Origin of the sequence: Halobacteriovorax sp. CON-3, from assembly GCF_043196995.1 — a bacterium.
In the GTDB taxonomy this organism is placed as follows: Bacteria; Bdellovibrionota; Bacteriovoracia; order Bacteriovoracales; family Bacteriovoracaceae; genus Halobacteriovorax_A.
Map to the genome: position 1 here is coordinate 1,006,798 of NZ_JBEBNA010000001.1, position 23,546 is coordinate 1,030,343.

A 23,546-nucleotide genomic window follows, 5' to 3' on the forward strand; every position below is an offset into this window, starting at 1 on the left:
ATTGGATAAATTATGATTGAAAGATACGAAAAGAAAGAGATTAGTGAGATTTGGAGCGAGCAATTTAAGTTTGAGAAATTTCTCGAAGTCGAACACTCTTTAACAAAAGCTCTTGAGAGTGCAGGTATTATCAAAGAAGCATTCTCTAATAAGCTTAATCTTGTCACGGTTAACCCTGAACGAATCAAAGAGATCGAAAGAGAAACAAGACACGACGTCATTGCTTTTTGTACTTCTATTACAGAGCAACTAGAAACAAATGAAGGAAAGTACTTTCACTACGGGGTTACATCATCAGATATCATTGATACGGCCTTAACTCTGCAGATAAAAGAAACCCTCAAGCGTATTCTTCCGGCTTTTGAAAATCTTTTAAAAACCCTCGATGAAAAATCTCAAGAACATATCGACACAATTTGTATTGGACGCTCACATGGAATTTTTGCTGAGCCGATGAGCTTTGGACAAAAACTTAGAGGTCATCTTTGTGAATTTAAAAGACGCTATAACGACCTAAAGGACTTCTATGAAAATGAGTTAACTGGTCAAATGTCTGGAGCAGTTGGAAATTACACAATCCTGACTCCAGAGATTGAAGAAGAAGTTTTAAGCTTTCTCGGCCTAAAAGTAGAACCAATTTCAACGCAAGTTATTCCACGTGATCGAATTGCAAAACTAACTAATATCATCGCTCTTTTTGGGTGTGCCTTAGAAAGACTATGTGTCGAAATCCGCCATCTTCAACACTCTGATGTTGCCGAAGTTTTCGAGGGCTTTAAAAAAGGCCAGAAAGGGTCTTCCACAATGCCACATAAGAAGAACCCAATTTCTAGTGAGAATCTTACGGGTATGGCAAGGATGCTAAGAACGTATAACCAGGTGGCAATGGATAATTGTCTTCTTTGGCACGAAAGAGACATTAGTCACTCAAGCGCTGAGAGATTCTTTCTTCCCGATATGTTTGGAATCCTACTCTACTCGATTGAGCGCATGAATAGCACAGTCGAAGACCTTGTCATTGACAAGGAAGCGATGAAAGCTAAGGTAGTCCAAAACTTCAAGCACCTTTCAAGCTTTGTGTTACATAAGTTAATTGAGGTTTCAAATAATACAAGAGAAGACCTTTACCGTGTGGTTCAAAAGGCATCATTTGAAGCAAGTGATCGTCAGAGCTTCTTTGCAATTTTAGAAAATGAGCTTACAGCTAATGACGACAAGAAGCTTATCGGGCAACTAAAAGACCTCAATGATCTTGAAATCTATAGTGCCCATACAAAAAGAGTATTTACTCGTAGCTAAATCTAAACAGTAAATTCAGTAAATGGATGCGGAAGAAGTTCTTTAAAAAGAACTTTTTTCGTAATCCCTTTAAGATTCCCCAAGTAAACAGGAAAGTCTGCTTTTACGAATTCTGACATAACTTGAAGGCAGAATGCACATGGAACGGCCGGATCTTCTTGGTCTGTCACAACGACGATAAATTCAAAATCCTTTTTTCCAAATTGTGCGACACTTGAAAGGACACTTCCCCTTTCAGCACAAATTGTTCCACCGTAACTTGCATTTTCAACATTACAACCTGGGATAGGATCTTCAACACCACTAATCTTTAGGGCCGAACCTACTTGAAATTTTGAATACGGAGCATGAGCATGTGAACGTGCTTTAATAGCAATGTCATATGCTTGCTTAACTTTGTCTGATACTTCAATTTTATTTTCCATAAGATTTATTATAAAGGAAAACGCATCGAAGTCTATTTGAAAAAAACCGGCCCCCTTTTTACGTAAATTGAAGAGTAGAAGGCCGGCCAAAACCTGGAGGAGTTTTGATGAGATTTAAAAACTTAAGCTAATATTACCGATGATATCCTTTTGGTTAATAAGGCCATGGCCTTGCTCCAATGTCTCAACTGAAATCTTTCCCAGATCCATGCCAACAAGAGGAATAAGGGCACCGGCCTCAACCAAATGAGTAACTTCTCTTAAATAATTTCCATAGTCCTCCTGATCTATAATCCCGGAAGATGACACTAGGACAAATTCTTGCTCAATATTTGGCAAGGCCGAAATAAAGTCGTTAGGAAAGAATTCATCACGAACAGTAAAAAGAGATACCATACGAGTTTTCTCATTTACTATTGCTCTTAACCTACGGATATATTGATTAGGAGTGCTTGCACAAATAATATAATCAACCTTATCAACACCAAGTCTCTTTAATTGAGCTGCAATAGGAAGAGATCCATTAATTGTAATATCTGCCCCCATCTTATTTGAGAACTCCTTAGACTTTGCATCACCTGCCGTTGTCACAATTGTTAAATTAGTCAGTTTGCTGGCCAACTGGGTTGCCATTGCACCAATACTATTAGTTCCATCGATAATTAAAATTGTTTTCCCACGACTCTGCTCAGGATCAATTTGTAATTTATCAAATAAGCTATCAAAGGCCATAATCGAAGCAAGAGGTAGCGTTGCAGCTTGTGAGAAATCTAAGTTCTCAGGCTTAAGGGAAACAAGTCTTTCATCCACAATTTGAAATTCTGAATTGGTTCCACTTCTTTTCATGTCGCTTATATAGTAAACCTCGTCACCCACCTTAAAGTCTTGAACACCTTCACCTACTTCCGCAACAATACCAGAAGCATCAAAGCCGAGAGTCTTGCCCATATGAGTTGGTCTCATCTCATTATCATAAGTTCCGACCGAGACCGCCTTTACCTGGATAAGAAGATCTCTTCCCTTTGCCTTAGGGCGATTTACTCTTATCTGGGAAAAGCTCATTGGATTAATTTCGTTTACAATAAATGTTTTCATAAAAAAAGTCTCCATGTAGTAGTTGTGTGATTACCACATGCTTATTATGGAATTTGACTGCGTTAAGTTTGTGGAGAATTGGTCAATTCGCCGTAAATAATAATTTTTATTGTAACTTTAACGAAAAGATAATTTGATTTAGTGAACAAAGCCTTTAAATGTTGCGTCAAATACTATACTATTTAGCCTTACACTTAAATAGGAAGAGAGACATGTCAGCTGATAAAATCAAGCATAGTGAAGATGTGAGTGCTTCACTAAAGAACCGTTTCATTGATCTAACAATCAAGAAACCAGAAAACTTAAAAAATGATTTCCTTTCGGGATTAACTGTTGCTTTAGCACTTGTTCCTGAAGCAATTGCATTTGCCTTTGTTGCAGGTGTTCACCCAAAGGTTGGTCTTTATGCGGCCTTCATGATGGGACTTATCACGGCAATCTTTGGTGGACGTCCTGGGATGATTTCAGGGGCCACAGGAGCAGTAGCTGTTATCTTCGCTCCCCTCGTTTATAAAGTCATGGAAATGAGCAAAGACAGTGGAATGACTTTTGATGCGGCCATGGACAATGCTCTAAGCTATCTTTTTGCAGCTGTCATTATCATGGGTTTAATTCAAATTATTTTTGGATTACTTAAGCTTGGTAAATTTATTCGACTTGTTCCACATCCAGTAATGCTTGGATTTGTTAATGGTCTTGCCATCATTATCTTCCGCGCGCAATTTTCACAATTTACAGTTGGTGGAGAACTTCTTCCTTCGACTCAACTCTTAGTAATGTGTGGGCTAATTGCTCTTACAATGGGAATTAGTGTTTTCCTTCCAAAGTTAACAAAGGCCGTTCCAGCAACTCTTGTGGGAATCGTGGTTTCAACAGTTATTGGATACCTCTTAAATGAAGCGAACCCAGGACTAGTTAGAACTGTACTCGACTTTGTTCAAGACCAAGATAAGACAATCACTACGATTGCAGCAGGTCTTCCGTCTTTTAAAATTCCATTTGTTGAATTAACGATGGATAACCTAAAGCTTATTATGCCATATGCCTTTCTTGCAGCGGCCGTTGGTCTAATTGAATCTCTTATGACACTTCAGCTTGTTGACGAGTTAACTGATACTCGCGGAAAAGGAAATCGTGAATGTGTTGGTCAAGGTCTTGCTAACCTAGTAAACGGATTCTTCGGTGGTATGGGTGGTTGTGCCATGATCGGTCAATCAATGATTAATATTCGCGGCGGTGGACGTGGGCGCTTCTCAGGAATTACAGCAGCAATCCTACTTCTAGGTTTCGTTCTATTTGGAGCACCACTAATTGAGATGATTCCACTTGGAGCACTTGTTGGTGTTATGTTTATGGTTGTTATCGGGACTTTTGAATGGTCAAGCTTACGCCTATTCAAGAGAATTCCACTTTCAGACTTCTTAGTAATTGTCCTAGTGTCAGTTGTTACAATTCTTGCAGACCTTGCAGTTGCAGTTCTTGTTGGTATCATTGTTTCGGCCCTTGTATTTGCTTGGGAGCATGGAAAGACAATGCATGCTAAGAAGAAAGAAGAAGATGATAAGACAATCTATGAATTAGATGGGCCACTATTTTTTGGTTCAGTAACTTCATTTAAAGATCTCTTTGATTTTAAAGAAGATAAAGAGCATGTGTATATCGACTTTGATAATTCACGTGTTTGGGATCACTCAGGAATTGAGGCCCTACAAAATATTACTGAGCGTTACGCACAGCAAGGTAAGAAGTTACACCTTCTTAATTTAAGTAAAGACTGTCTAGTATTACTAGATAAAGCATCAAATATAGTTGAATTATCTGTGATTGAGGATTTAAATACTCATATTGCAGATGATCGACTCGATGGGTAATTGATTTTTCTGTACAAAGAAAGTCTTTTCCTAAACAATTATTAGAGACACTAATTAAAGGATTAAATTATGAGTGAAGAAAAAGGATTAAAAAAACCAGTTAAACTTAAAGCAGATCTTGCAGCAATGCTAGGTGAAACAGAACTACCAAGAACTGAAATCACTAAAAGACTGTGGGATTATATTAAAGAAAAAGGTCTTCAAACTAAGACTGAAAATGGAAAGCCAGAGAATGCAGGAAAGTTCATCGTAGCTGACGCAACTCTTCTTTCAATCTTTAAGCACACTAACTCGACTTCTAAGTCTGGTAAAGTAACTGACCTTCGTAATATGAAGGAAGGTGAAACAATCAACATGATGCAAATGGCAGCTGTTGTTGGTGCAAATATCGAAAAATAATTTGCAAAAAATTGTATAAAAAAGAGGGCCTACTTAGTAGGCCCTTTTATATGGATATCAAGTCCAAGTTCTTTTTGAATTCTTTTAAAATAATTTTCTTCACTAGGTGAAATATAAGAGATGGCAATCCCTCTTCTTCCCCCGCGCCCTGTTCGGCCAATTCTGTGCGTGTAATTTTCAATCTGCTGTGGCAGATTAAAGTTTAAGACATAGCCCACACCATCGATATCAAGCCCACGAGCTGCAATATCAGTGGCCACAAGAACGTGCATACTACCTTTTTGGAATTCCTTTAAATTATAAATGCGTTGGCGCTGATCACGATCAGAGTGAATTGCACAGGCCTTAATATGATTGGCCTTAAGGTGTCTTTCTAACTTATTGGCCTGAGACTTAGTCTTTACAAAGACAATAATACTTTTGATATGACGGTCTTTTAAAAATTTTAAAAGAAAATCGGCCTTCTTTTCCTCTTCCACGAGGTAGGCCATCTGGCGAATCCCTTCATGCTTTGCTTTAACTGGTGCAATCTCAATTCGATGAGGGTTATTAAGAATTGTGTTGGCAATGACCTCAACGCCTTTAGGCATTGTTGCTGAAAAGAGCAGGCATTGCTTATTCTCAGGAAGTCTTTTCAAGACAAATTCTAAATCGTCTTTAAAGCCCATATCTAACATACGGTCTGCTTCATCGAGAACTAAGTGTGTGACTTCATCAAGAAAGATTTTATCGTCTCTAATTAGATCAACTAAACGTCCAGGAGTTGCAACTAAGACTTGAACACCCTTAGCAAGCTTTTGAACCTGAAGCTTCTTTGCGCTCCCACCGTAGACAGCAAGAGTTGAAAGGGCCAGCCCCTTACCATACTCTTTAAAACTTTCTTCAACCTGCATCGCAAGCTCACGAGTTGGAGCAATCACAAGAGATCTAATATGGTACGGCTTAAGTTTTGACTTACTCTTAGAGATTAAATCGAGAATAGGCGTCGAAAACGCAGCAGTTTTCCCACTTCCCGTTTGAGAAATTGCAAGAAGATCCTTGCCTTCTAAGACAGCAGGGATTCCCTCTGCTTGAATCAGAGTTGGTTGTGTATAACCCTTCTTTGAAAGAGCATCTTCAATAGTTTGGGATAGACCCAATTGCGTAAATTCTGCCATTCGTCATTTTTAGCAGAGTTTATAGGGGCCAGTCAACGAGTAATCCATTATACTAAGCATATGGAAGTTACATTCGATAAAGAACATCTTTTAAAATTCGTTCAAACGACAATGCCTTTTGGTAAGTACAAAGGCAGACTTCTTATTGATCTACCAGATGAGTACCTTGTTTGGTTTTCACAAAAAGGCTTCCCTCAAGGTGAGCTCGGCAGACTCCTTGAAGAGCTTGCCGAGATCAAATTAAATGGACTTGAATTTCTATTCAAAGACCTACGTTAGAAGCAATCTTCACCGACTCTATTTGGCATTTCATGCGTGAGAATATGCATAAACTTAAAGCCACGAATATCTGCGAGAATCTTCTCTTCAAGAGAAATATTGCACAGGCCTTCTGAATTCTTAGAAAATCTTTTTGTGAGAGTAATTTCAAAATCAATATCTTCGACGCCAGGGTTGTCACCAACAACATCTTCCAATTTTCTCGTGCCGTGTGTAAAAAGGCATGGGCCATCCTCACCTACGTTACGGTGATTCATAATTGTTTCACCTGCAAGCTCTGGCACAATAACCTTCACAAAGTGAATGCTTCCATACCCAAGATTTGTCCACTTAAGTTTTGCAGTACTTACATCAACCGGTAAAGTTACTGTACGCTTTGATAAAACTTTTTGATTAGCAAATGTCATTAATGAAAATAATAAGACAAATAGGACCTTCATTTCTCCTCCTCGATTCCTTTTGATGAAGAAAGAATGGCCTTTTTATTAAGATAAATAAAATAAGAGTTCTAACCTACTGTGATAAGAAATATTTATTATAAAGAATCGTGCTCCAAAACGCTAATCCTATAATATTTAAGACAATAATTTGGGTAACGCGAAAAATTTTAAACTGTTCTTTGTTCTTAATTCCTAATCCAAATTTATAAAGAGATAACAGATTGAGGATGACAGGAACGAAGATCATGCCAAAGATAGCAAGCCTTAGAGAGTCGTGCATATAATCCACTTCTTTATCTGACTTACTCTCTTCAGGGCCTAGAACCTCGATGCCATTCTTTTCTAAGATATACTTAGCGTCCACATAGTATAATTCCTCAACAGAGATCGTATACTCTTGCGCGGATGCTGAGTTTAAATAGATATGTTCATTTAGATGGCCACTTGAAGATTGAACCTTAATGCCGGCCTCTTCTAATATCGCCCTTACTTGCTTAGCATCTTCTAAAATTAATGTTGTGTAGATTCGCTTTGTTTTCATTTAGTTTGCAATTAATCCCCTTATTGCCTCTGCACAATTTGTCTTACGAATAAATTGCTTTCCACCATAGAAATTCGGATTAAGAGTATCACGATTAATTTGACCTTGCTCAGCGGACTCAAGACGAAGTTCTTGAAACTCAAGTGCTTCTGGATAAATTGGCCCAGTATAAGCTCTTGCCTCTGATGAAATCGCGGATTGTTTCCCTCTAGGTCTCACTGCTTGCTCCCATCCATCAAAAACAGGATTATTCACCAATTGGTCTTTAAGAGGACGATAGAATTTCATCTTTGTATATTGATCGACGTTTGCAAGCCCTTCACCAATGATTGGACGATACTCTCGCATTTCAAGTCCTAAGTCATCTGTCATTTTCTTAAGATCTTCAATAAGCCTTGCTGGATTCTTAAGATATTCTTCATGACTAACGCTTTGTAATGTACCGGAAATTTCATCTGTCGAATTTAAGGCCTTATTTAAGATGGCCCTGAATAACTTCATCTGCAGCGCACTCTCATATGCATCACGTGGTGCATTCATCAAACGAACTTCGGCCTTTCTAATTTTTGGATTAACTCTAAAGGCCGGACGCCATGGTACTTTTGGATTAGAGATATCAAAATCATCACTAATATATTTTTCAGGAATGACATCTTGAAAATATGCTGACACATCTAAGTGTGTATAACGGGCCTTACGTCCAACACGCTTATTAAAGTAACCCTCGTTATAAAGGGCCTTCTTAAGCTGCGTTTCTGTTCCATTCCAATTTGCAAGTTTTTGGGCAAATTCTTCAGAGATCGCAACAGGCTCAGCACTCTTCACACGATTTAAGTCTTGAAACATAAAAGCAATCACTGATCGATACTCATTAAAAACAGCAAGAAAACGAGCAAACTCGTGAGGCTTGCCGTCAAAAACAGTGAGGTCAATATTTAAGTGACCTCCCCCTGCTTTAATATACGGAAGAGCATTATTCTTTTGAAATGTATCAAATACGGCCTGCATCTCATCCATATTCGGCTCAAACTTTGGAGTGACAACTTCGATTGAGCCGGCCCTTACAGAATCAATAATCACATCTCCCGCAGGTGTATAGTTTCGGCCAATACCATCCCACTCAACTCTCCAAGAGCGATCCTTAGAGTCACGAATCTTAAAAGCAATATCAAGTCCGTGACCATGGCCATCTTCATAAAGTCTTTCGATTTGTGCTTCACCACCTAATCGATCACGTAGATCAGTTGCAAGCTTTTCAAGGTATGCTTCTTTCTCATCTGGTGACATGTCCACACGAGTTTGTAGCCACGACATCTTACCATCCATTAACCTTTCTCGGTTATAACCACCATCTTCATTTTCAATCATTGCAAAATCACCTTGATACTTAAGAGGAAATTTTGCAGAGTATTCAATACCAAGATCCACCTTATTAACATCAATTGGCATATTAGTACCTGGCCTAAATTTATGAAAATTTTCGCGATCAGAAAAACTTCTCTGTGGCATCATATACTTTCTTATATCTTCAGTGATATTTGATGAGGCAACCCACTCTCTTTGAAGAGAGATGATAGCCTTTTTTAAGTTATCTCGATTGGTGTGCCTAAGGCCACCAACATCTATAAGAAAGTCTCTTGTTAAGTTTTTAAGAATCGTTTTCTTGGTTTTTCCAAGCATTGGACATTCGTTATACCAATTCCAAAGAACGACATTGTAGCCACCAAGTGCAGCTTCATTAAGTTTATCTGCGGCCCTCTTTGCTTGCTCCATTGTTAAACCAAATCGATGCTTTAAATCTGATGCCTCTGCATAGTGCATTGTTTGATCGTCAATTAGAGTCCAGGAGCGAATCTTTTCAATTCCACTAAAGTCATTGCGAGAAAAGCGAGAAGCAAGGGATGCTTGAATAAAGCGTGCAACTCTTGCGTTCTTTGTTCCCGATCGAAATTCAATTGATACCGAGTTATTGACAAAGCGACCTTCATAATCAACTCTTAAAGGACCTCGGTCTGTTTCTTCACCGTCGATAATACCATTTGAAATTTCCCAGTCGTCTAAGATCTCTTTATAGTCGGCCGTTTCAATACCTGAGCGACCGGCAATACCTTCAAGAACAATTAATGCTTGGGCCGCCTTCGTCAGCTCTGCCGCTTTTTGGCGATTAAAACTATCTCCAATAGGAACCACCATACGTTGATGACCAGGAGCTTGAAATAACTCTCCATTTCTTCCCATGGTCTTTTTAAACCATGCAATCATCTCTTGGAATTCACCATAAGACTTTTGAGGTTTAAAGAGAACTTCCCAGCCAACAGAAGTTGACTCGATCCCATCAATATATTTTTGAGCAGCGCCAATATTTGGAATCATGCTATGATAGGGTATCAAATCCCCATCAGTATGAGGAAAGTCTCCCTTAAAAAATTGTCTTCTCGTTAAAGGCGAAAGATAACTAAATGGACTGTTATTTGTTTTACTTCCCCATTCATTCCACATTTTTTCAAGTTCATCCAAAGACGCTTCTTTTGGATTAAAACCATTTAGAAAAGACATATTGATGGCCTTATTTCTGCCCTTCTCATCAAAGAGTTCTTTAGCTGGATCGTGGAGAACACCCTTATCATCAACCCAAACACGTATCGACTGTCCAGGAGTATTATTCATCCATCTTGAAAAGAATTCTATTAAAAATTTGATTCGATCTGCCTCATCAGCAGGAAGTATATCAAAGAATGCCCCAGCTTCAGGACCTAGAATTCTCGTTACATACGAAGACGAGCCTTCTTTCTCTGCCCCCCAAGTGATAGAGCGTCGGCCAGAGCCTAAAACACCAGTGGCCTTTGCACTATAGCCAACCGAGGCCTCCATCATCTCACCCCAAATTTCATAAGCACTCTTTTGAGTTGAAGCAGGTGTTCGCCAATCGATTTCGGCCAAATTATTTTTAACAAAGTAAACTTGTGGGAAGACACCAAGTAAGAGGGAGAAGATTAGGATAAAAGAAGGGTTCTTAAAAAACTTCATGAACGTCCTTAATAAAGATTAATTATTCATTCACTTTTCGGAAAACTAGTAACCTTACTTGACTAAAAGACTATTTTTAAAATAATTACGACCACTTACAAGTTTGCCTAAGTAAGATGAGATACATATAATCGCGCCCATGAAAAATAAAAAACCACTAAATTACTGGCGTATCAGTTTCAAATTAGTCCTCCTAGTTCTAAGTATTTACATTTGGTTTGTGCTCTATCAAGGGATGACTGGTAAATAATGAAGGCCCTACTCATTGGACTCTTTTCATTAAATATCTTAGAGGCATTACCAGCTCCGGGCCTTTGCCTTGCAGACTACGCAACAAAGAGATACATCCAAAATGACTTCACAGCGCCTTATCCAAAGGAAGTGATCTTTAGTTGTCAGTACACATGTCGCGATATGGAAAGTGAATTAACTGAGAAGATTACAGGGATCTCAAAAGTAGTTGTTACAAGTCTTTCTGATGATGCCTTAAAAGTTGTTTGCCAAGGCGTTGTGGTAAAGAAGTCAAAATGGGGATACGACTACGACCGCACCGAAGAGTTCTATGCCCATCAAACAAGGATTAAAGAAATAAAAGAATGGGCGAAGCTCTATATCCCAACAGAGAACGAATACACAGTTAAGCTTCTCATTAAGTTCAAAGAGCATTTAAAGAAGGTCTACCCTAGCTATAAAGTAGCGGGCCAGTCTAATACCGAAGTGGCAAAAGAATTTGCTAAAGCGGCACATACCTTAGAAGAGATGGCACAACAATTACCAGAGAGTAGAATTTTATTTGATGAATATCGTCTTATGCTTCAAGAAAGAAATGGAGATTCGGGAAGTGAATTAACAGCACAAAAGTTAATCATGGACCAAGTACTCTTTGGAGCAAGTTGGTCCATGAATATTTAAAATTAATCGCGACTATTTAATTTTGAAAGAAGTCTTAGAACTTCAATATAAAGCCATACAAGAGTTACCATTAAAGAGAATCCCGCATACCACTCAAGATATTTAGGAGCACCTTGATCGACACTCTTTTCAATAAAGTCAAAATCAAGAATTAAACTAAATGCAGCAACCCCAACAACGATAAGGCTGAAACCAATTCCAACTGGCCCATTACCATGAATCATCGGAATCGATGCTCCAAAGAAAGACATAATAAAGCTTACCAGATAAATTCCCATAATCGAGAACATTGCCGTCATAATAATCTTTCTAAACATTCCTGTCGCTCTTACGAAGCCCCAACGATAAAGGAAGAATAAAGTGATGAAGGCCGCAAAAGTGATTGTTACGGCGTTAAAAACAATTCCTCTAAATTGGAATTCATAGATAGCTGAAATCGATCCCAGAAGAAGCCCTTCACATAGAGCATAGGCAGGAGCTGTAAACATCGCCAATCGAGGCTTAAAGATTGTCACCATAGCGAAGATAAACCCACCAATACCACCAATCATTGGATACATTCCCATTTGTGGCTGCATTGAGTTCTCTAGCGTTCCAAGCGTTACATTCCAAGTATAAATGAATGTCATAAGCATTAATGCAAAGAGAATCATCCCCTTATTAAATACTCCAGAAAAAGACATTCTTTCGTCAGATAAAGTTCCCGTATTGAATACGTCATTTCTTAGTGTCGGGTTAGTCGACCTCATAATTCCTCTTTTGTTATAATTTTAAAATATTATATCAAAAGCAAGGAGCTTTGGTCTAAGAAAACAGAGTCTTTTTAAATAACAAGGAGAATTGTGTACCGTGATTGTCAGGTGATACTTCTTTAGTCTTTGAATGCACTGAGATCGTACCGTGACTGAGTTCAACAAATGTCTTAACGATCGACATCCCAAAACCAGTTCCCTTCTCCCCACTTGTTCCAACTCTTGAAGGGATGGAATTATTTTCAAATAAGACTTCTAATAATTCCTCTTCAATACCAACACCTCTATCAATTAGATGAACTTGAACACCATCACTTCTTTCATCAACAGAAATTTCAATTTCCTGTCCTATTTCTGAAAATTTGATCGCATTAGATAAGAGGTTTCCAAAAATCTGGTATTTTAAGGCCGTTGAATTCCCCATAAAATAAATATGCTCATTAGCAGCATAGTCATATTTTAATTTAATATTCTTATCATGTAGTTTTGATTCAAACACTCGATACAAGTACTCAATAACTTGATTTAGGTAAACTTTTTCAAACTTAAGTTCAACCTTTCCTTGCTTAATTGATTGCAGGTCTCGAATTTGAGTCAAGATATTACTTATTCCAGATGTACATGAGTTAATACGAGTTAAGCACTTTTGGATATCAGGGTCTTCATTTGTGGATAGTAACTTACTCAGTCTTTTTGCGGAAAGGTTAACAACAGTAAGAGGATTACTAATATCGTGTCCTACTAATGTTAGAAGTGTATCAATCTGCTCTTTCTTTTCGACAATTGCATGATAGAAGCGATCGCGATCCACCATGTAGGCAAACATGAAAAGAGAGTTTAATAAAATAAAACCAATCATGATTAAAACGCGCCCTAAGACTTCCCCCGTTTCATTTAAATAACTTTGAAGAACGATGCCATTTAAGTGCAGAATGAATAAATATGTAGCGGCCACAATCGATAAAATAAACCAAAGAAGAAGATCCCTCTTTGTTCCAATAAGGCCAGCAATCATAGGTAGGACGGCAAACCAAATTGGTGAAACACTAAAGAATCCACCTGTTAAAATTGACCAAGAAAACTCATGGATAAACCCGGCCAAAATAGTAATATTTAGCGCAAGGGATAAGGACCCAAAGAAGTAATAAAGAATTGGACTAAAGAAATGAATCAGACATGTCCCAATTCCGATTTGATAAAGTAGCGGGTTGTGGCAAAAGAAGTATGAGATAACCAAGTGTCCCCACATTAAAGGTGCAGTTAAGAAAACTGTATAGATATACAGACTGAGTTGCGATAAATCGCGTACAGACATATCCGGCTCCCTCAGGGCCAGAAATCTGATAATCTTATTAATTGGGTTGACTGGATTCATAACCATTTATTAATACCACAAACATAACTTTTATTTAGATGATTTAATCACTTTTAGTAGATAAGCACTTAAAAATAAAGAAAAAAATAAGCGCTTCCATAATTTCGTAATTTTTATAGAAGCGCGATGCAACAATAAATATTGCCCAAATATTATGGCAAATTAGAATTGGATACTGGCCGAGATTTTTTTCAGCGGCATATACTCTATCCCCTCTAATTTTAAAGATTTATCCAAATTTCTTAGCTCTTGCTTGAAGTTTTCTGCAATTTTTCTTTGCTTTGGATCTTTAAACTTGTAGCGAGCATTAATTAGCTTTGTCACTGTTGTGGGAGAAAAGAATAAGTTATCGGCCATGGAATACTTCATCTGATCAATTGCATTTACAAGCTTTGACCTCTTTATCATTTTTGTCTCTTTATACGGTGGAGCTTGTCTTAATCGTAGAGGAACTTTTCTCTTATCAAGAATTCCATAATTATAATGATCTGTAGCATGCGCCACTGTAACAGTGAAAAGATAAGTCGTAACAGCACGAATTAATTTATCATCTTCGAAAATTTCTTGACTTGAAGGAAAATCATTTACGTGTTGATTACAATAGTCGGCCCATTTACTTATCCAAAAATCATCGACGCTAACATCGGCCAAGATACCTTTTACAAATTTATAAAATACTTCATAATAACGACTCAAATAAATCCCATACTTCCCTTTTACACTTGGAGACTTAAGAGAGTAAGAGAAAGGAGGGTAAGAAAGATTTCCTTTGATACCTTTATAGCCTTCCACAAGTAGGTCTCTTAGGCCCTCAGGTCCCCCAGGATATGGAGCATAGGTCATCCACCACTTCTCCTGTAAAAGAGAGCTCTTATAATTTAGAACTGCGTTCTCTAGTGGCAGAGTAAATCTGAAGTGTGGAGATAGAAGTCTAAAGAGAATATGATCTTTTGGTAATGACGTTTTTGAAATGGCATTAATTGAGTCAAAAGGAAAATGCAACAGAGGGTGAACAACAAGAGTTGCACATAAGGCCCCGCCTTGAAGAACAAAGTACTTTGCTAACTCCAGGCCATCACAAGGATTAGAAATATCAAAAACAGTCTCAGTCTTTTGAACATAAATCGCTTGAACCTTAAAGCGCTCTCCTTCTTTATAAAGAAGTGTTTTTGTCGCACTTACATGAATTCCTTTTAAAGGCTTAACAACACGAACAGCGTCGAGGTCTACAATAAACCAATCCTTTTCGTCTTTATTATAATCACTAAAGCACTGCCAATCTTCTTCATCTAGCTTATCTGTTAAGAATTTACTCATCATGGAGTAATTCAAGAGGTCTTCAAATTCATTATTTTCTACTTTTTTTAGGCCAGGAAAAATAAGACCTTTGATAAAGTAATATGGAGACAGAGCAAGTGTTGCGACATAGCGCGAACCAATGAATAGCCACCAATCGAGAGTTTCCCTAAGAGGAACATGGATAACAGCTGGAGACTCTCCCCATGGGTGAACAGGAGAAGGTTGTGGCCATGGGCCTTTCCTCTCATACATGAAATCTTTTTGAGAATAGAGGTGCTTCGGTGAGGTTGCACTATTGATTTGAGAACGGATTTTATCCTTAACTCTTACAGAGAACTTTCCTTGATTCTTCATTTTGCCTTCCTAGCTTAAAAAATATTATTCGATTTCAATACCAAAGGGACTCAATAGATTGAGAACTTCAGGCATTGAAAACTTACAGTTTTTTAAATTTGTATTTGCAATATCAATATAGAAATTACGTGCATTAAGAAACTTAGAGCCCTTTAAATTTGCTCTCGTAAAATTTGTTCCTTGCAGATCGCTATCAGAAAAATCACCATTCTCAAAAGTGCCTTGAGTAAAATCAGTCTCTCTAAGAGTTGAAGAGATAAACTGCGCACCATAGATTGTACAATCTTGAAATGAAGCATAGTTTAGAATACTACGATTGAACTTAAGTTCAAAAAGAGTATTACAGTCACTGAAATTTAGGCCAATACATTTGGAATCAACGAATGTCACATCACGAAAGCTTGTCCCAAGTAATTTTAAGTTACTCAGGTTACTATTTTTAAAAGTACATTCGATGAATTTTGCACTCGAGGCATCGAGTTCACTAATATCAACGCCACTGAATTCACAGCAGATAAACTCACTACCTCTAAACTCACTAACCTCGTTAATATTTTCAGTATCAAAAACTTCATCTTCAAAATATGGCATACGAGTATCTTAAACTAAATTTATTAACGAGGCTATTTTAAAATTTATGAGAAAATTGGTACAGGTTTTCGATCATCGTTGATGGCCACTAATGTAAAGCTTCCCTTCACTGCCTCAACCTGTCCTTCTTCATACATTCCTTCTAGCATAAGCCTTACTTCAACCACGAGGCTACTATTACCAACCTTTGTAATTTCACCGACTAGTTCAGCAAAGTGTCCGCCAGGAATTGGCATATTGAAATCCACTCGGTCACTAGAAACTGTCACAAACTTTTTTCGGCCAAAGCGTGTTGCCGTAATAAAGGCCACTTCATCCATCCATTTTAAAGTGTTTCCACCAAATAAAGTATCGTAGTGATTTGTACTATTAGGGAAGACGGCCCTAACTACCGTAGTCTTTGCGCGTGCAATCGCTTCGCTTAATTGCGCTTCATTCATTGATTCCTCCTCGGGACTTAAAGATTTCACTAGCTTGGGATCGGACTTTACCGTTGCGGGACAGTGCTGGAATCTCACCAGCTTCACCACCTAGCGCTAACCATCCTAAATCTCGAAAAACTTAAAGGCAATAAGAATTACAATTAAGCTGGCTAATTACCTTGGACGTGGTATTGAGAGTCAACAATAATTAATTAAGGACACATATTATGAAGAAAATACTATCTATTGCGGCCTTACTTCTTAGCTTTAACGCTGCGGCCGTTCAAACAACAGCAAGGCCATTTAGCTTTGATTTTTATGCTCCAACTAATGAGTTAAACTTTAAAGTAACTCTTGAGCAAAGATGTCGCTATGAAATTCCAGTTTGGGGAGATAGCGCAAAATTTGAAGAGAAGAATAAGTCGACACCTCTAGTAGAAAAGAAGTCTAATCAATCAAGTGGACTTACTCGCTACACTTTCTCTTTAAAGCAAACACAAAGCTTAGAAATGGGTGGATTTTTTAAATACGGAAAAGAGTGTACAACGGGTATTAAGATTGTTGTTCAAAGTGCAAAGTATGCGATTGGTTGGGCAAATCAATTTAGCCGCCCAATTGAGTTTAGCTTTTTAAATGAAATGTATGCTTATAAAGAATATGACACAGTATTTGAACCAAGGGATAATGAGAATATTAAGCGATTTGAAAATAATGAAATCTCACTTGCTTTTAAGACTTTCCCTAAAGGGAATCAAGTAAATGTAACGATTTTATCAAATGGCAAGAAAATACCAAGTACCTTTAGTACAGGTGTTGCAAAGAATCCCGAAACAAACTTACCTTACAAATTAAAGTAATAAAAAAGGCCTCTTAGAATACTCCAAGAGGCCTTATATTTTTAGTATCCTAATTTATCGTAAACAACTTCTTCTTGCTCAGTCACACAATCAGTAACTGCAAAGTAAAAATCATTATTTAATCTTGGCCAACCATTGCGAGAAACTTCAATCATTTGATCATACTTAGTATATCCTTTGATTTCGCAAGTTGCTTCATACTCAGTTGCTGAATAAGAATCATCATCTCCCCAAACTTCATCTAGAATAACAAAGTCTAGAACACAAGAATTTGTTTCAGCATTACATTTGAAAGTATCAAATCTAAAATTGAAATCACCTTCACACCAAGTGTCCCCACAGATATTATCAATCTCTGTTACAACTCTACTTTCTTCTTGTGCCGTTAAAGTATTTGCAAAAATTGATGATGCAAAGAATGCTAGAATAATGATTTTTTTCATGACTGATCTCCCAAATAATGATTTTCCGGGAATATAGGACGTGGAAGAATGTATGTAAATCCTATTAATAGTATTTACACGATCTAAATATTAGATAGCTTAGAATAACTGCTCAATCATCTCAACTCCACGTGCAAGCTTACTAGAAGCTTCAGAGTCTCTTTCATTTCGATCCGCAATATCTCTTAGGTCACTAGATTTAATCTTCTTAGAGAGCTTAAATTTGGCCGTCGTGGCCTTCTTATCCACAAAGCCTGTAATCACGGCCGAAACATAGGCTTCATTCACTTGCGCGATGAAATTATTAACTGGACGGTATCTCTTGGCCTCTTTAATAAGCTTCTTCATTCGAGCTCCATCTTCAGAAACCTTAAGGCCTCGCTCCTTCATTTGTCGCATAAATTCCTGCATAACCCCTGCCCCACGAGTGGCCAGTCCAAGAAAAACCGAATCAATATTTTTTTGATTAACAGGAATACGACTTATATTTTTATAAATAAAAATTTCGGCACTAACTAAACCAGTCTCACTTGAGAGTGTTGCCATATCTCTTAAGTAGTTCGGGTCAATTTCATTTTTAGGATCATAGGCCCCTAGACAAATATTACAGGCCGAAACCTTTGCAGACTTATTCTCAGAGAAGCAGCACACTTCACAACCATAACTCACATCGATCCCATGTCCATGGCGATAACCTAAATTATGTAGTAGCTCATGAAATACAATTCCTTCGAGTTCGTCTCTAGGAGGGCCATTTTTAATTGAGTTTAGAAAGCCCGATTTCATTTTTGGATTTAGTGAAACATAGGGCCCATTGATTCCCAAACTCTTTAATTTGTTACTACCGACAGATGCGTTGGCAATGGTTCCATCCCAAGAATAATCTTTCTGATGACAGATAACTGATGTCGGCTTTACCTTTCCGCTTAACTGAATATTTAGAAGATTTATTATATTTGCAATCTCACCTTTTGCACCAGTCTCTTTATTATTAGTTCCCAGTTCTGAAAGACAACTCATTCCCTTATCGAGAGAGTTTCTCATAAGAGTTTCAAAATTTTCATCACCAAAGTTATCAAGACAACTTTTATGAATATTCACTCCTGGTGTGAATTCATAGAAGCCATTATTAAGCTTTTCAAGAATTGGATCAAAGTCAGAAATTAGGCCATCAAGTGAGTTGATCGAATTTAAAAAGCTTTCATACGAACACATATTTACAGCTTCACTGTGCTGAGTATTTTGAATTCTTTTTTCAATGGCCAAAACACGCTTACCATTTTCAATACGGTAGAGTTTGTAAATAGACTCTTTCTCAAGTTTCTCAATTAGCTCTACTCGATCAAACTTTGAATCGAAATTATTATCAGATTCAATCGTCGTAAGCTCTCCCACGACCTTCATTTGATAATCAAATTTTCCATCGTAATTACGATCATTCAAGTGTTCAACTAGACGCTGGTTTTGATAGCGAAAGATATTATCAATTTTTCCATCTTTATTATCATCAAATTCAAAGGCCTGCCTATCTTCTGACCTGGCCAGAAGGCCAAAGAAGGACAAAATAAGAAAGATAAGAATTTTTGAGTTTGAATTCATCATGATATTTATTTATCGGAATAATCATGAAAAAAATGACAAAAAAGGCCCACAATTGTAGGCCTTAAGTATATGAAAATATGTTGTCTAGATTACCAAGTGTTGTAACAACGTTGACGGCTTAACTTCTTTTGAGTTTGGTTATAGTAGATTGTACAGCTATGGTACTCGTAGTGAAGCATCAGCTTAACATGATGGTCCTCTTCCTCACCTACTGGCCAAAAATTTGGTGCATGTGAAACCTGAAGGTCCCATAGACGATCTGCTGTACAGAAAGCTTCGACAGAGTCGTAATTTAAAAGATCAGCAGTGAATTGGATTGCCTCAACCTTAACTGCATCATTTTCAAATCTTAGGCATTCATTTGATCCGTTGATTGCAAATACTTGTGTACTAACAAATAGCGCCACTAGCATCATAAGTGTGTTTTTCATTTTTCCCCCTTATAAAAGTGAGGAAGTTTTACCTATCAAACAATAATATGACAAAACATATTGCGTTAATTAGGCAGCATTAGCGAGAAAAGTGCTATCAAAAGTTTGGAAGTCACTAATAATAGATACCAGCTCGATATTTTTGAATTCTGGTAGCTCTATTGGATAACCTCCACCGATAACAACTTCTATCTTTCGCTCAAGCTTTTCATCAATTTTTTGTAGATAAGGCACGATGCTTTTGAAATAGTCCCAACTATCAGAAGAGACAGCGCCTAGGATAAGTCCTTTGCAATTAAGCGCATTAATGGCCTCAGCTAGGCATTCAGCAGGGTTTGCGGCACCAAGATAGAACGTCCCCACTCTTCTTGTTCGACAAAGAATATCTGCAATCATAATTGAAAGCTCGTGAAGATTTCCCTCCGGTGTGGCAAGGACGTAGCGACCGTTGAGATCATTATTAGGCAAACGAATTTGGCTCATTTGATCACGTATGATCGTGGAAATAATATGCTCTTGAGTAACGCTGTAACTTCCTTCAAAGACAAGTCTTCCAATCTTTTGCATAACTGGAAGAACTACTGAGAAGATAAAGTCTTGGGCACTAAGACTTAGCCTTAGAAACTCTATTTCATTTCTCACGTTTTCAATTTCATATTTAGCTAATGCCGAAAAGAGCTTATCAATCGATTGATCAACCTTGTCTTCTTCCGACAGGCTTGACTCACTAATGGCAAGACTCAACTCTTTGAGCTCATCTAGTGATAGCTTGGCCACCTTAGAGATCGTTTGTCCTGACTTTATAAGAGAAGCAATCATCTTGGCACGGGCCAAGTCTTCTGGGCCATACAAACGTTGACCGGCCTCATCGCGAATTGGGCTAAAAGCATTATATCTCTTCTCCCACATGCGAATTGTGTGAGGCTGAACATTACAAATACCTGATATTATTCGAATTGCGACATTTTGCTTCATTTTTAACCTCAATATCTTACAATTAAGTGTTTAACTGTTGTATATTATATTATATATACAAGACCTATACAAGGAGTAATTAATGGGAATTCTAATTACTGGTGCAACAGGGCTTATCGGCCGTGAATTAATTCATGAATTGGCCATTCATGGCCATGAAGATATTCGAGTGCTGAGTCGAAATCCAGAGAAGGCACAGGCCTCTTTTAATATTCCAATAAAGTGTTTCTACTGGGACCCTGAAAAAGCTCAGGTTGATAAGGCCGCATTTGATTCAGTTCATACTATCATTCATCTTGCTGGTGAAAATATTGGAGCAAGAAGATGGTCGAAACAGCAAAAAGAAAAGATCATTAACTCACGTGTGCTATCAACTCGCCTACTTGTGAATACCATTAATGAAAATAATACTTTGAAGATTAAGAAGTTTATTAGCGCAAGCGCCATCGGAATCTATGGCAATCGAAGTGGAGACCAAGTCTTAGACGAGCAAGCAGATTATGGAAGTGACTTTCTCGCTAAGACTTGCATTGCTTGGGAGAAAGAAACAGCTAATATCCAAAATAAAGAAATTATCGTCAATCATGTAAGAACAGGTATAGTCCTTGCCCGAAATGGTGGAGCACTAGAGAAGATGCTTATTCCATTTAAGCTAGGAGTGGCAGGAAAACTAGGAAGTGGTGAGCAGATGATGAGTTGGATTCATCTTGCGGACATGGTTTCGATTTATCGCTTCTTAGTGGAAAATGACTTTGGTGAAAATGTATTCAATGCAGTAGCACCTAAGGCCCACTCAAATTCAAATTTTACGAGAATTATGGGGAAGGTTTTGAAACGTCCAACATTACTTCCGGCCCCAGGTTTTGCATTAAAGATCGCTCTGGGGGAAATGGCCACACTTGTGCTTGATGGACAAAATGTATACCCAAAGAACTTTCTAGAAAAAGGCTACAAATTCAAATTTGATCATCTGGAAGACGCACTTACAAACCTCGTTGGCCCAGAACAAGAATTTAAGCAAGTACAATGGGTGGAGCATCCATTAGATGAAGTTTTTGACTTCTTTAGTGACGAAAGAAATCTTGAAACAATCACACCCGACTCACTTAGCTTTAAAGTTCTTGGAAAAAGTACTGAACAAATTGAGGCCGGTACAATCATTGACTATAAATTAAGCCTCTATGGTTTACCATTCAAATGGAAGACTGAGATTTCGAATTTCAATCGCAATAAAGAGTTCACTGATACACAGCTTAAAGGGCCATATAAGAAGTGGGTTCATACTCACGGCTTTAAGAAATACGCCAATGGAACATTGATGACTGATAATGTTTCTTACAAAGTTCCTATGGGTGAGATCGGAAGTATCGTTGCGGGCGCCTTTGTTAGAAAGGATATTAATAAAATTTTTAATTATCGTAGCCAAAAATTATACAAAATTTTTGGTGAGACTAATAAACATGTTGAATAAAATTATAAAGGAGAAAAAATGAAGAAGCTCATGTTACTTATTGCCGTTTTATCAAGTTCACTTACTTTCTCTGGATCTTCACTCCCCCTGGATACAGTTGATTATGTCGAGCTACAAAAGTACCTTGGTAAATGGTATGAAATTGCACGCTTTGAGCAAAGCTTTCAAAAAGGTTGTGCCGCAGTTACTGCTAATTACAGTCTGAGATCTGATGGAGATATCGAAGTTCTAAATACATGTCGCCAAGACTCTCCATCTGGAGAATTGAAAACGGCCAAGGCAAGAGCTTGGGTTGTTGATAAAGAAACAAATGCAAAGCTTAAGGTTCAATTCTTCCTACGTGGAATTAAACTACCTATCTTTGCTGGAAATTATTGGATCTTAGACCTAGGTGATAATTACGAATATGCCATGGTTGGAGATAAATCTAGAAAGTATCTATGGATTCTATCAAGAACTAAAGAACTTGATGAAAAGATCTACCTTGAGCTAGTTGCCAAGGCCAAGGATCTTCACTTTGATACTTCTAAACTAATAAAAACAAAACACTAGTCACTAATAAGGAGAACCCAATGTCTTTGCGACCAAAAATTGCCATTAGCTCTTGTCTTTTAGGTGAGAATATTCGCTACAATGGCGGTCACTGCCGTGAAGACTGGGTTTTCTCTGAACTTTCGAAGTTTGTAGACTTTGTTCCAGTGTGCCCCGAATTTGAAATGGGCCTAGGAGTTCCACGAGAAGAAGTACATTTATTCAAAGTTGATAAAGACTCTAACGAAGTTCGCTTAAGGTCGAAATTTTCTAAAAAAGACCTCACAGAAGAGGCCAATGAAGTATATCAAAAGATTCAAGAACGAATTTCACATGAAAAAATAAACGGCCATATATTTACAAGAAAGTCCCCTACTTGTGGAACTGATAATGTAAAAACAATTACCCTTAGTGATGAAAATTATGTCACAAAGTCCACAGGTCTTTATGCTCAATATATCATGGAGGCCATGCCAACCCTTCCCTATATCGATAGTGGAAGAATAAAGAACCTAGAATTAAGAGAGAATTTTGTAAAAAAAATCTTTTCGCATTTAAGATTTCAAGAACTTGATGGGTCAATTCGAGAGCTTCAACTCTTTCATCAGATGTATAAGTATTCCATCATGGAGCATAATCAGAATAATTTAAGATTACTCGGAGCAATTGCGGCAAATCACGACAAGCTAGAAGCGAAAGAAGTCTATGTGAAATACTTCAACCTCTTTATGGAAACACTAGATATACTTCCAACGAGAAAGAATCGCCTCAATGCCTGTTTTCATGTATTCGGTTACTTTAAAAAAGATCTAACTTCTCATGAAAAAGATATCCTGATAAAAATGATGGAAGACTATAAGAATGGTATCTCTAACTATCTAACAGTGAATTCCTTTTTAAACATTCTCACAAATACACACAAGAAAACTTACCTTCAAGATCAATATATTTTTGGGCCTTACCCAAAGGACTTGAAGCTACTTAAGAATATTGCGTAA

At 37.6% G+C, this 23,546-nt stretch carries 24 protein-coding genes and 1 riboswitch; of the genes, 9 read left to right on the forward strand and 15 right to left on the reverse strand.

All coding sequences use genetic code 11. The features are described 5' to 3' along the window. Window positions 1-12 precede the first annotated feature (12 nt). Window positions 13-1,299: an adenylosuccinate lyase gene (gene purB / locus ABMA72_RS04625; protein WP_393056237.1), complete on the forward strand. Its 1,287-nt coding sequence runs from the start codon at window positions 13-15 to the stop codon at window positions 1,297-1,299. Between the two features lie 2 nt (window positions 1,300-1,301). On the opposite strand, the gene cdd is transcribed toward purB, so the two are convergent. Both cdd and ABMA72_RS04635 read right to left on the reverse strand, forming a co-directional pair. Continuing rightward, on the reverse strand, window positions 1,302-1,724 hold the full coding sequence (cdd, locus tag ABMA72_RS04630) for a cytidine deaminase (RefSeq protein ID WP_392856531.1): 423 nt from the start codon (window positions 1,722-1,724) through the stop codon (window positions 1,302-1,304). Window positions 1,725-1,838: 114 nt separating this feature from the next. Further along, entirely contained in the window at window positions 1,839-2,819 is a 981-nt protein-coding gene (locus ABMA72_RS04635; protein ID WP_393056239.1) for an alcohol dehydrogenase catalytic domain-containing protein, read from the reverse strand. A gap of 212 nt (window positions 2,820-3,031) precedes the next feature. On the opposite strand from ABMA72_RS04635, the gene ABMA72_RS04640 reads away from it, so the two are divergent. Further along, window positions 3,032-4,690 (forward strand): SulP family inorganic anion transporter, encoded by a 1,659-nt coding sequence (locus ABMA72_RS04640; protein ID WP_392856535.1) that lies wholly within the window; start codon window positions 3,032-3,034, stop codon window positions 4,688-4,690. A gap of 69 nt (window positions 4,691-4,759) precedes the next feature. After that, entirely contained in the window at window positions 4,760-5,089 is a 330-nt protein-coding gene (locus ABMA72_RS04645) for an SWIB/MDM2 domain-containing protein (RefSeq protein ID WP_392856538.1), read from the forward strand. Window positions 5,090-5,118: 29 nt separating this feature from the next. Here ABMA72_RS04645 and ABMA72_RS04650 read toward each other — a convergent pair whose 3' ends face one another. Then, window positions 5,119-6,246, reverse strand: a complete 1,128-nt coding sequence (locus ABMA72_RS04650; protein WP_393056241.1) for a DEAD/DEAH box helicase — start codon at window positions 6,244-6,246, stop codon at window positions 5,119-5,121. Window positions 6,247-6,306: 60 nt separating this feature from the next. Between ABMA72_RS04650 and ABMA72_RS04655 the strand changes: the two genes are divergently transcribed. After that, complete coding sequence (locus tag ABMA72_RS04655; RefSeq protein WP_392856544.1) at window positions 6,307-6,525, forward strand: DUF3820 family protein; 219 nt, start codon at window positions 6,307-6,309, stop codon at window positions 6,523-6,525. On the opposite strand, the gene ABMA72_RS04660 is transcribed toward ABMA72_RS04655, so the two are convergent. The 3 genes from ABMA72_RS04660 to ABMA72_RS04670 all read right to left on the reverse strand — a co-directional run bounded on the left by ABMA72_RS04660 (window position 6,522) and on the right by ABMA72_RS04670 (window position 10,533). Further along, on the reverse strand, window positions 6,522-6,965 hold the full coding sequence (locus tag ABMA72_RS04660; protein ID WP_393056243.1) for a hypothetical protein: 444 nt from the start codon (window positions 6,963-6,965) through the stop codon (window positions 6,522-6,524). The genes ABMA72_RS04655 and ABMA72_RS04660 overlap by 4 nt on opposite strands. Window positions 6,966-7,038: 73 nt before the next feature. After that, a complete protein-coding gene (locus ABMA72_RS04665) occupies window positions 7,039-7,506 on the reverse strand; it encodes a hypothetical protein (RefSeq protein WP_392856548.1) in 468 nt (155 codons plus the stop codon). Beyond that, on the reverse strand, window positions 7,507-10,533 hold the full coding sequence (locus tag ABMA72_RS04670) for a hypothetical protein (RefSeq protein ID WP_393056245.1): 3,027 nt from the start codon (window positions 10,531-10,533) through the stop codon (window positions 7,507-7,509). Between the two features lie 249 nt (window positions 10,534-10,782). Here ABMA72_RS04670 and ABMA72_RS04675 point away from each other — a divergent pair, with 249 nt between their 5' ends. Beyond that, window positions 10,783-11,445: a hypothetical protein gene (locus ABMA72_RS04675; RefSeq protein WP_393056247.1), complete on the forward strand. Its 663-nt coding sequence runs from the start codon at window positions 10,783-10,785 to the stop codon at window positions 11,443-11,445. A gap of 2 nt (window positions 11,446-11,447) precedes the next feature. On the opposite strand, the gene ABMA72_RS04680 is transcribed toward ABMA72_RS04675, so the two are convergent. From ABMA72_RS04680 to ABMA72_RS04700, 5 genes are all read right to left on the reverse strand, one after another. After that, the gene (locus ABMA72_RS04680) at window positions 11,448-12,194 is read right to left on the reverse strand and encodes a Bax inhibitor-1/YccA family protein (protein ID WP_392856555.1); all 747 of its coding nucleotides are present in this window, start codon (window positions 12,192-12,194) and stop codon (window positions 11,448-11,450) included. 55 nt (window positions 12,195-12,249) lie between these two features. Beyond that, window positions 12,250-13,512, reverse strand: a complete 1,263-nt coding sequence (locus ABMA72_RS04685) for a sensor histidine kinase (protein ID WP_393056249.1) — start codon at window positions 13,510-13,512, stop codon at window positions 12,250-12,252. 222 nt (window positions 13,513-13,734) lie between these two features. Next, the gene (locus ABMA72_RS04690; protein ID WP_393056251.1) at window positions 13,735-15,225 is read right to left on the reverse strand and encodes a hypothetical protein; all 1,491 of its coding nucleotides are present in this window, start codon (window positions 15,223-15,225) and stop codon (window positions 13,735-13,737) included. Window positions 15,226-15,249: 24 nt separating this feature from the next. Further along, window positions 15,250-15,816, reverse strand: coding sequence for a pentapeptide repeat-containing protein (locus ABMA72_RS04695; protein ID WP_393056252.1), 567 nt, complete (start codon window positions 15,814-15,816; stop codon window positions 15,250-15,252). A gap of 44 nt (window positions 15,817-15,860) precedes the next feature. After that, complete coding sequence (locus ABMA72_RS04700; protein WP_392856563.1) at window positions 15,861-16,256, reverse strand: acyl-CoA thioesterase; 396 nt, start codon at window positions 16,254-16,256, stop codon at window positions 15,861-15,863. Between the two features lie 19 nt (window positions 16,257-16,275). Continuing rightward, window positions 16,276-16,380, reverse strand: a riboswitch (cobalamin riboswitch). Window positions 16,381-16,465: 85 nt separating this feature from the next. Between ABMA72_RS04700 and ABMA72_RS04705 the strand changes: the two genes are divergently transcribed. Beyond that, window positions 16,466-17,095 (forward strand): hypothetical protein, encoded by a 630-nt coding sequence (locus ABMA72_RS04705; RefSeq protein ID WP_392856565.1) that lies wholly within the window; start codon window positions 16,466-16,468, stop codon window positions 17,093-17,095. 41 nt (window positions 17,096-17,136) lie between these two features. Here ABMA72_RS04705 and ABMA72_RS04710 read toward each other — a convergent pair whose 3' ends face one another. The 4 genes from ABMA72_RS04710 to ABMA72_RS04725 form a co-directional block, all read right to left on the reverse strand. Beyond that, window positions 17,137-17,538, reverse strand: coding sequence for a hypothetical protein (locus tag ABMA72_RS04710; protein WP_392856568.1), 402 nt, complete (start codon window positions 17,536-17,538; stop codon window positions 17,137-17,139). A gap of 99 nt (window positions 17,539-17,637) precedes the next feature. Further along, on the reverse strand, window positions 17,638-19,140 hold the full coding sequence (locus tag ABMA72_RS04715; protein WP_393056254.1) for a hypothetical protein: 1,503 nt from the start codon (window positions 19,138-19,140) through the stop codon (window positions 17,638-17,640). An 89-nt stretch (window positions 19,141-19,229) separates the two neighbouring features. Further along, window positions 19,230-19,571 (reverse strand): hypothetical protein, encoded by a 342-nt coding sequence (locus ABMA72_RS04720; protein WP_392856571.1) that lies wholly within the window; start codon window positions 19,569-19,571, stop codon window positions 19,230-19,232. A gap of 69 nt (window positions 19,572-19,640) precedes the next feature. Further along, entirely contained in the window at window positions 19,641-20,546 is a 906-nt protein-coding gene (locus ABMA72_RS04725) for a MerR family transcriptional regulator (RefSeq protein ID WP_393056256.1), read from the reverse strand. A gap of 82 nt (window positions 20,547-20,628) precedes the next feature. Between ABMA72_RS04725 and ABMA72_RS04730 the strand changes: the two genes are divergently transcribed. From ABMA72_RS04730 to ABMA72_RS04740, 3 genes are read left to right on the forward strand one after another with little or no spacing between them, the layout of a single operon-like run. Further along, window positions 20,629-22,017: a TIGR01777 family oxidoreductase gene (locus ABMA72_RS04730; protein ID WP_393056258.1), complete on the forward strand. Its 1,389-nt coding sequence runs from the start codon at window positions 20,629-20,631 to the stop codon at window positions 22,015-22,017. An 18-nt stretch (window positions 22,018-22,035) separates the two neighbouring features. Beyond that, a complete protein-coding gene (locus ABMA72_RS04735; RefSeq protein WP_393056260.1) occupies window positions 22,036-22,569 on the forward strand; it encodes a lipocalin family protein in 534 nt (177 codons plus the stop codon). 20 nt (window positions 22,570-22,589) lie between these two features. Beyond that, window positions 22,590-23,546 (forward strand): YbgA family protein, encoded by a 957-nt coding sequence (locus ABMA72_RS04740; RefSeq protein ID WP_393056262.1) that lies wholly within the window; start codon window positions 22,590-22,592, stop codon window positions 23,544-23,546.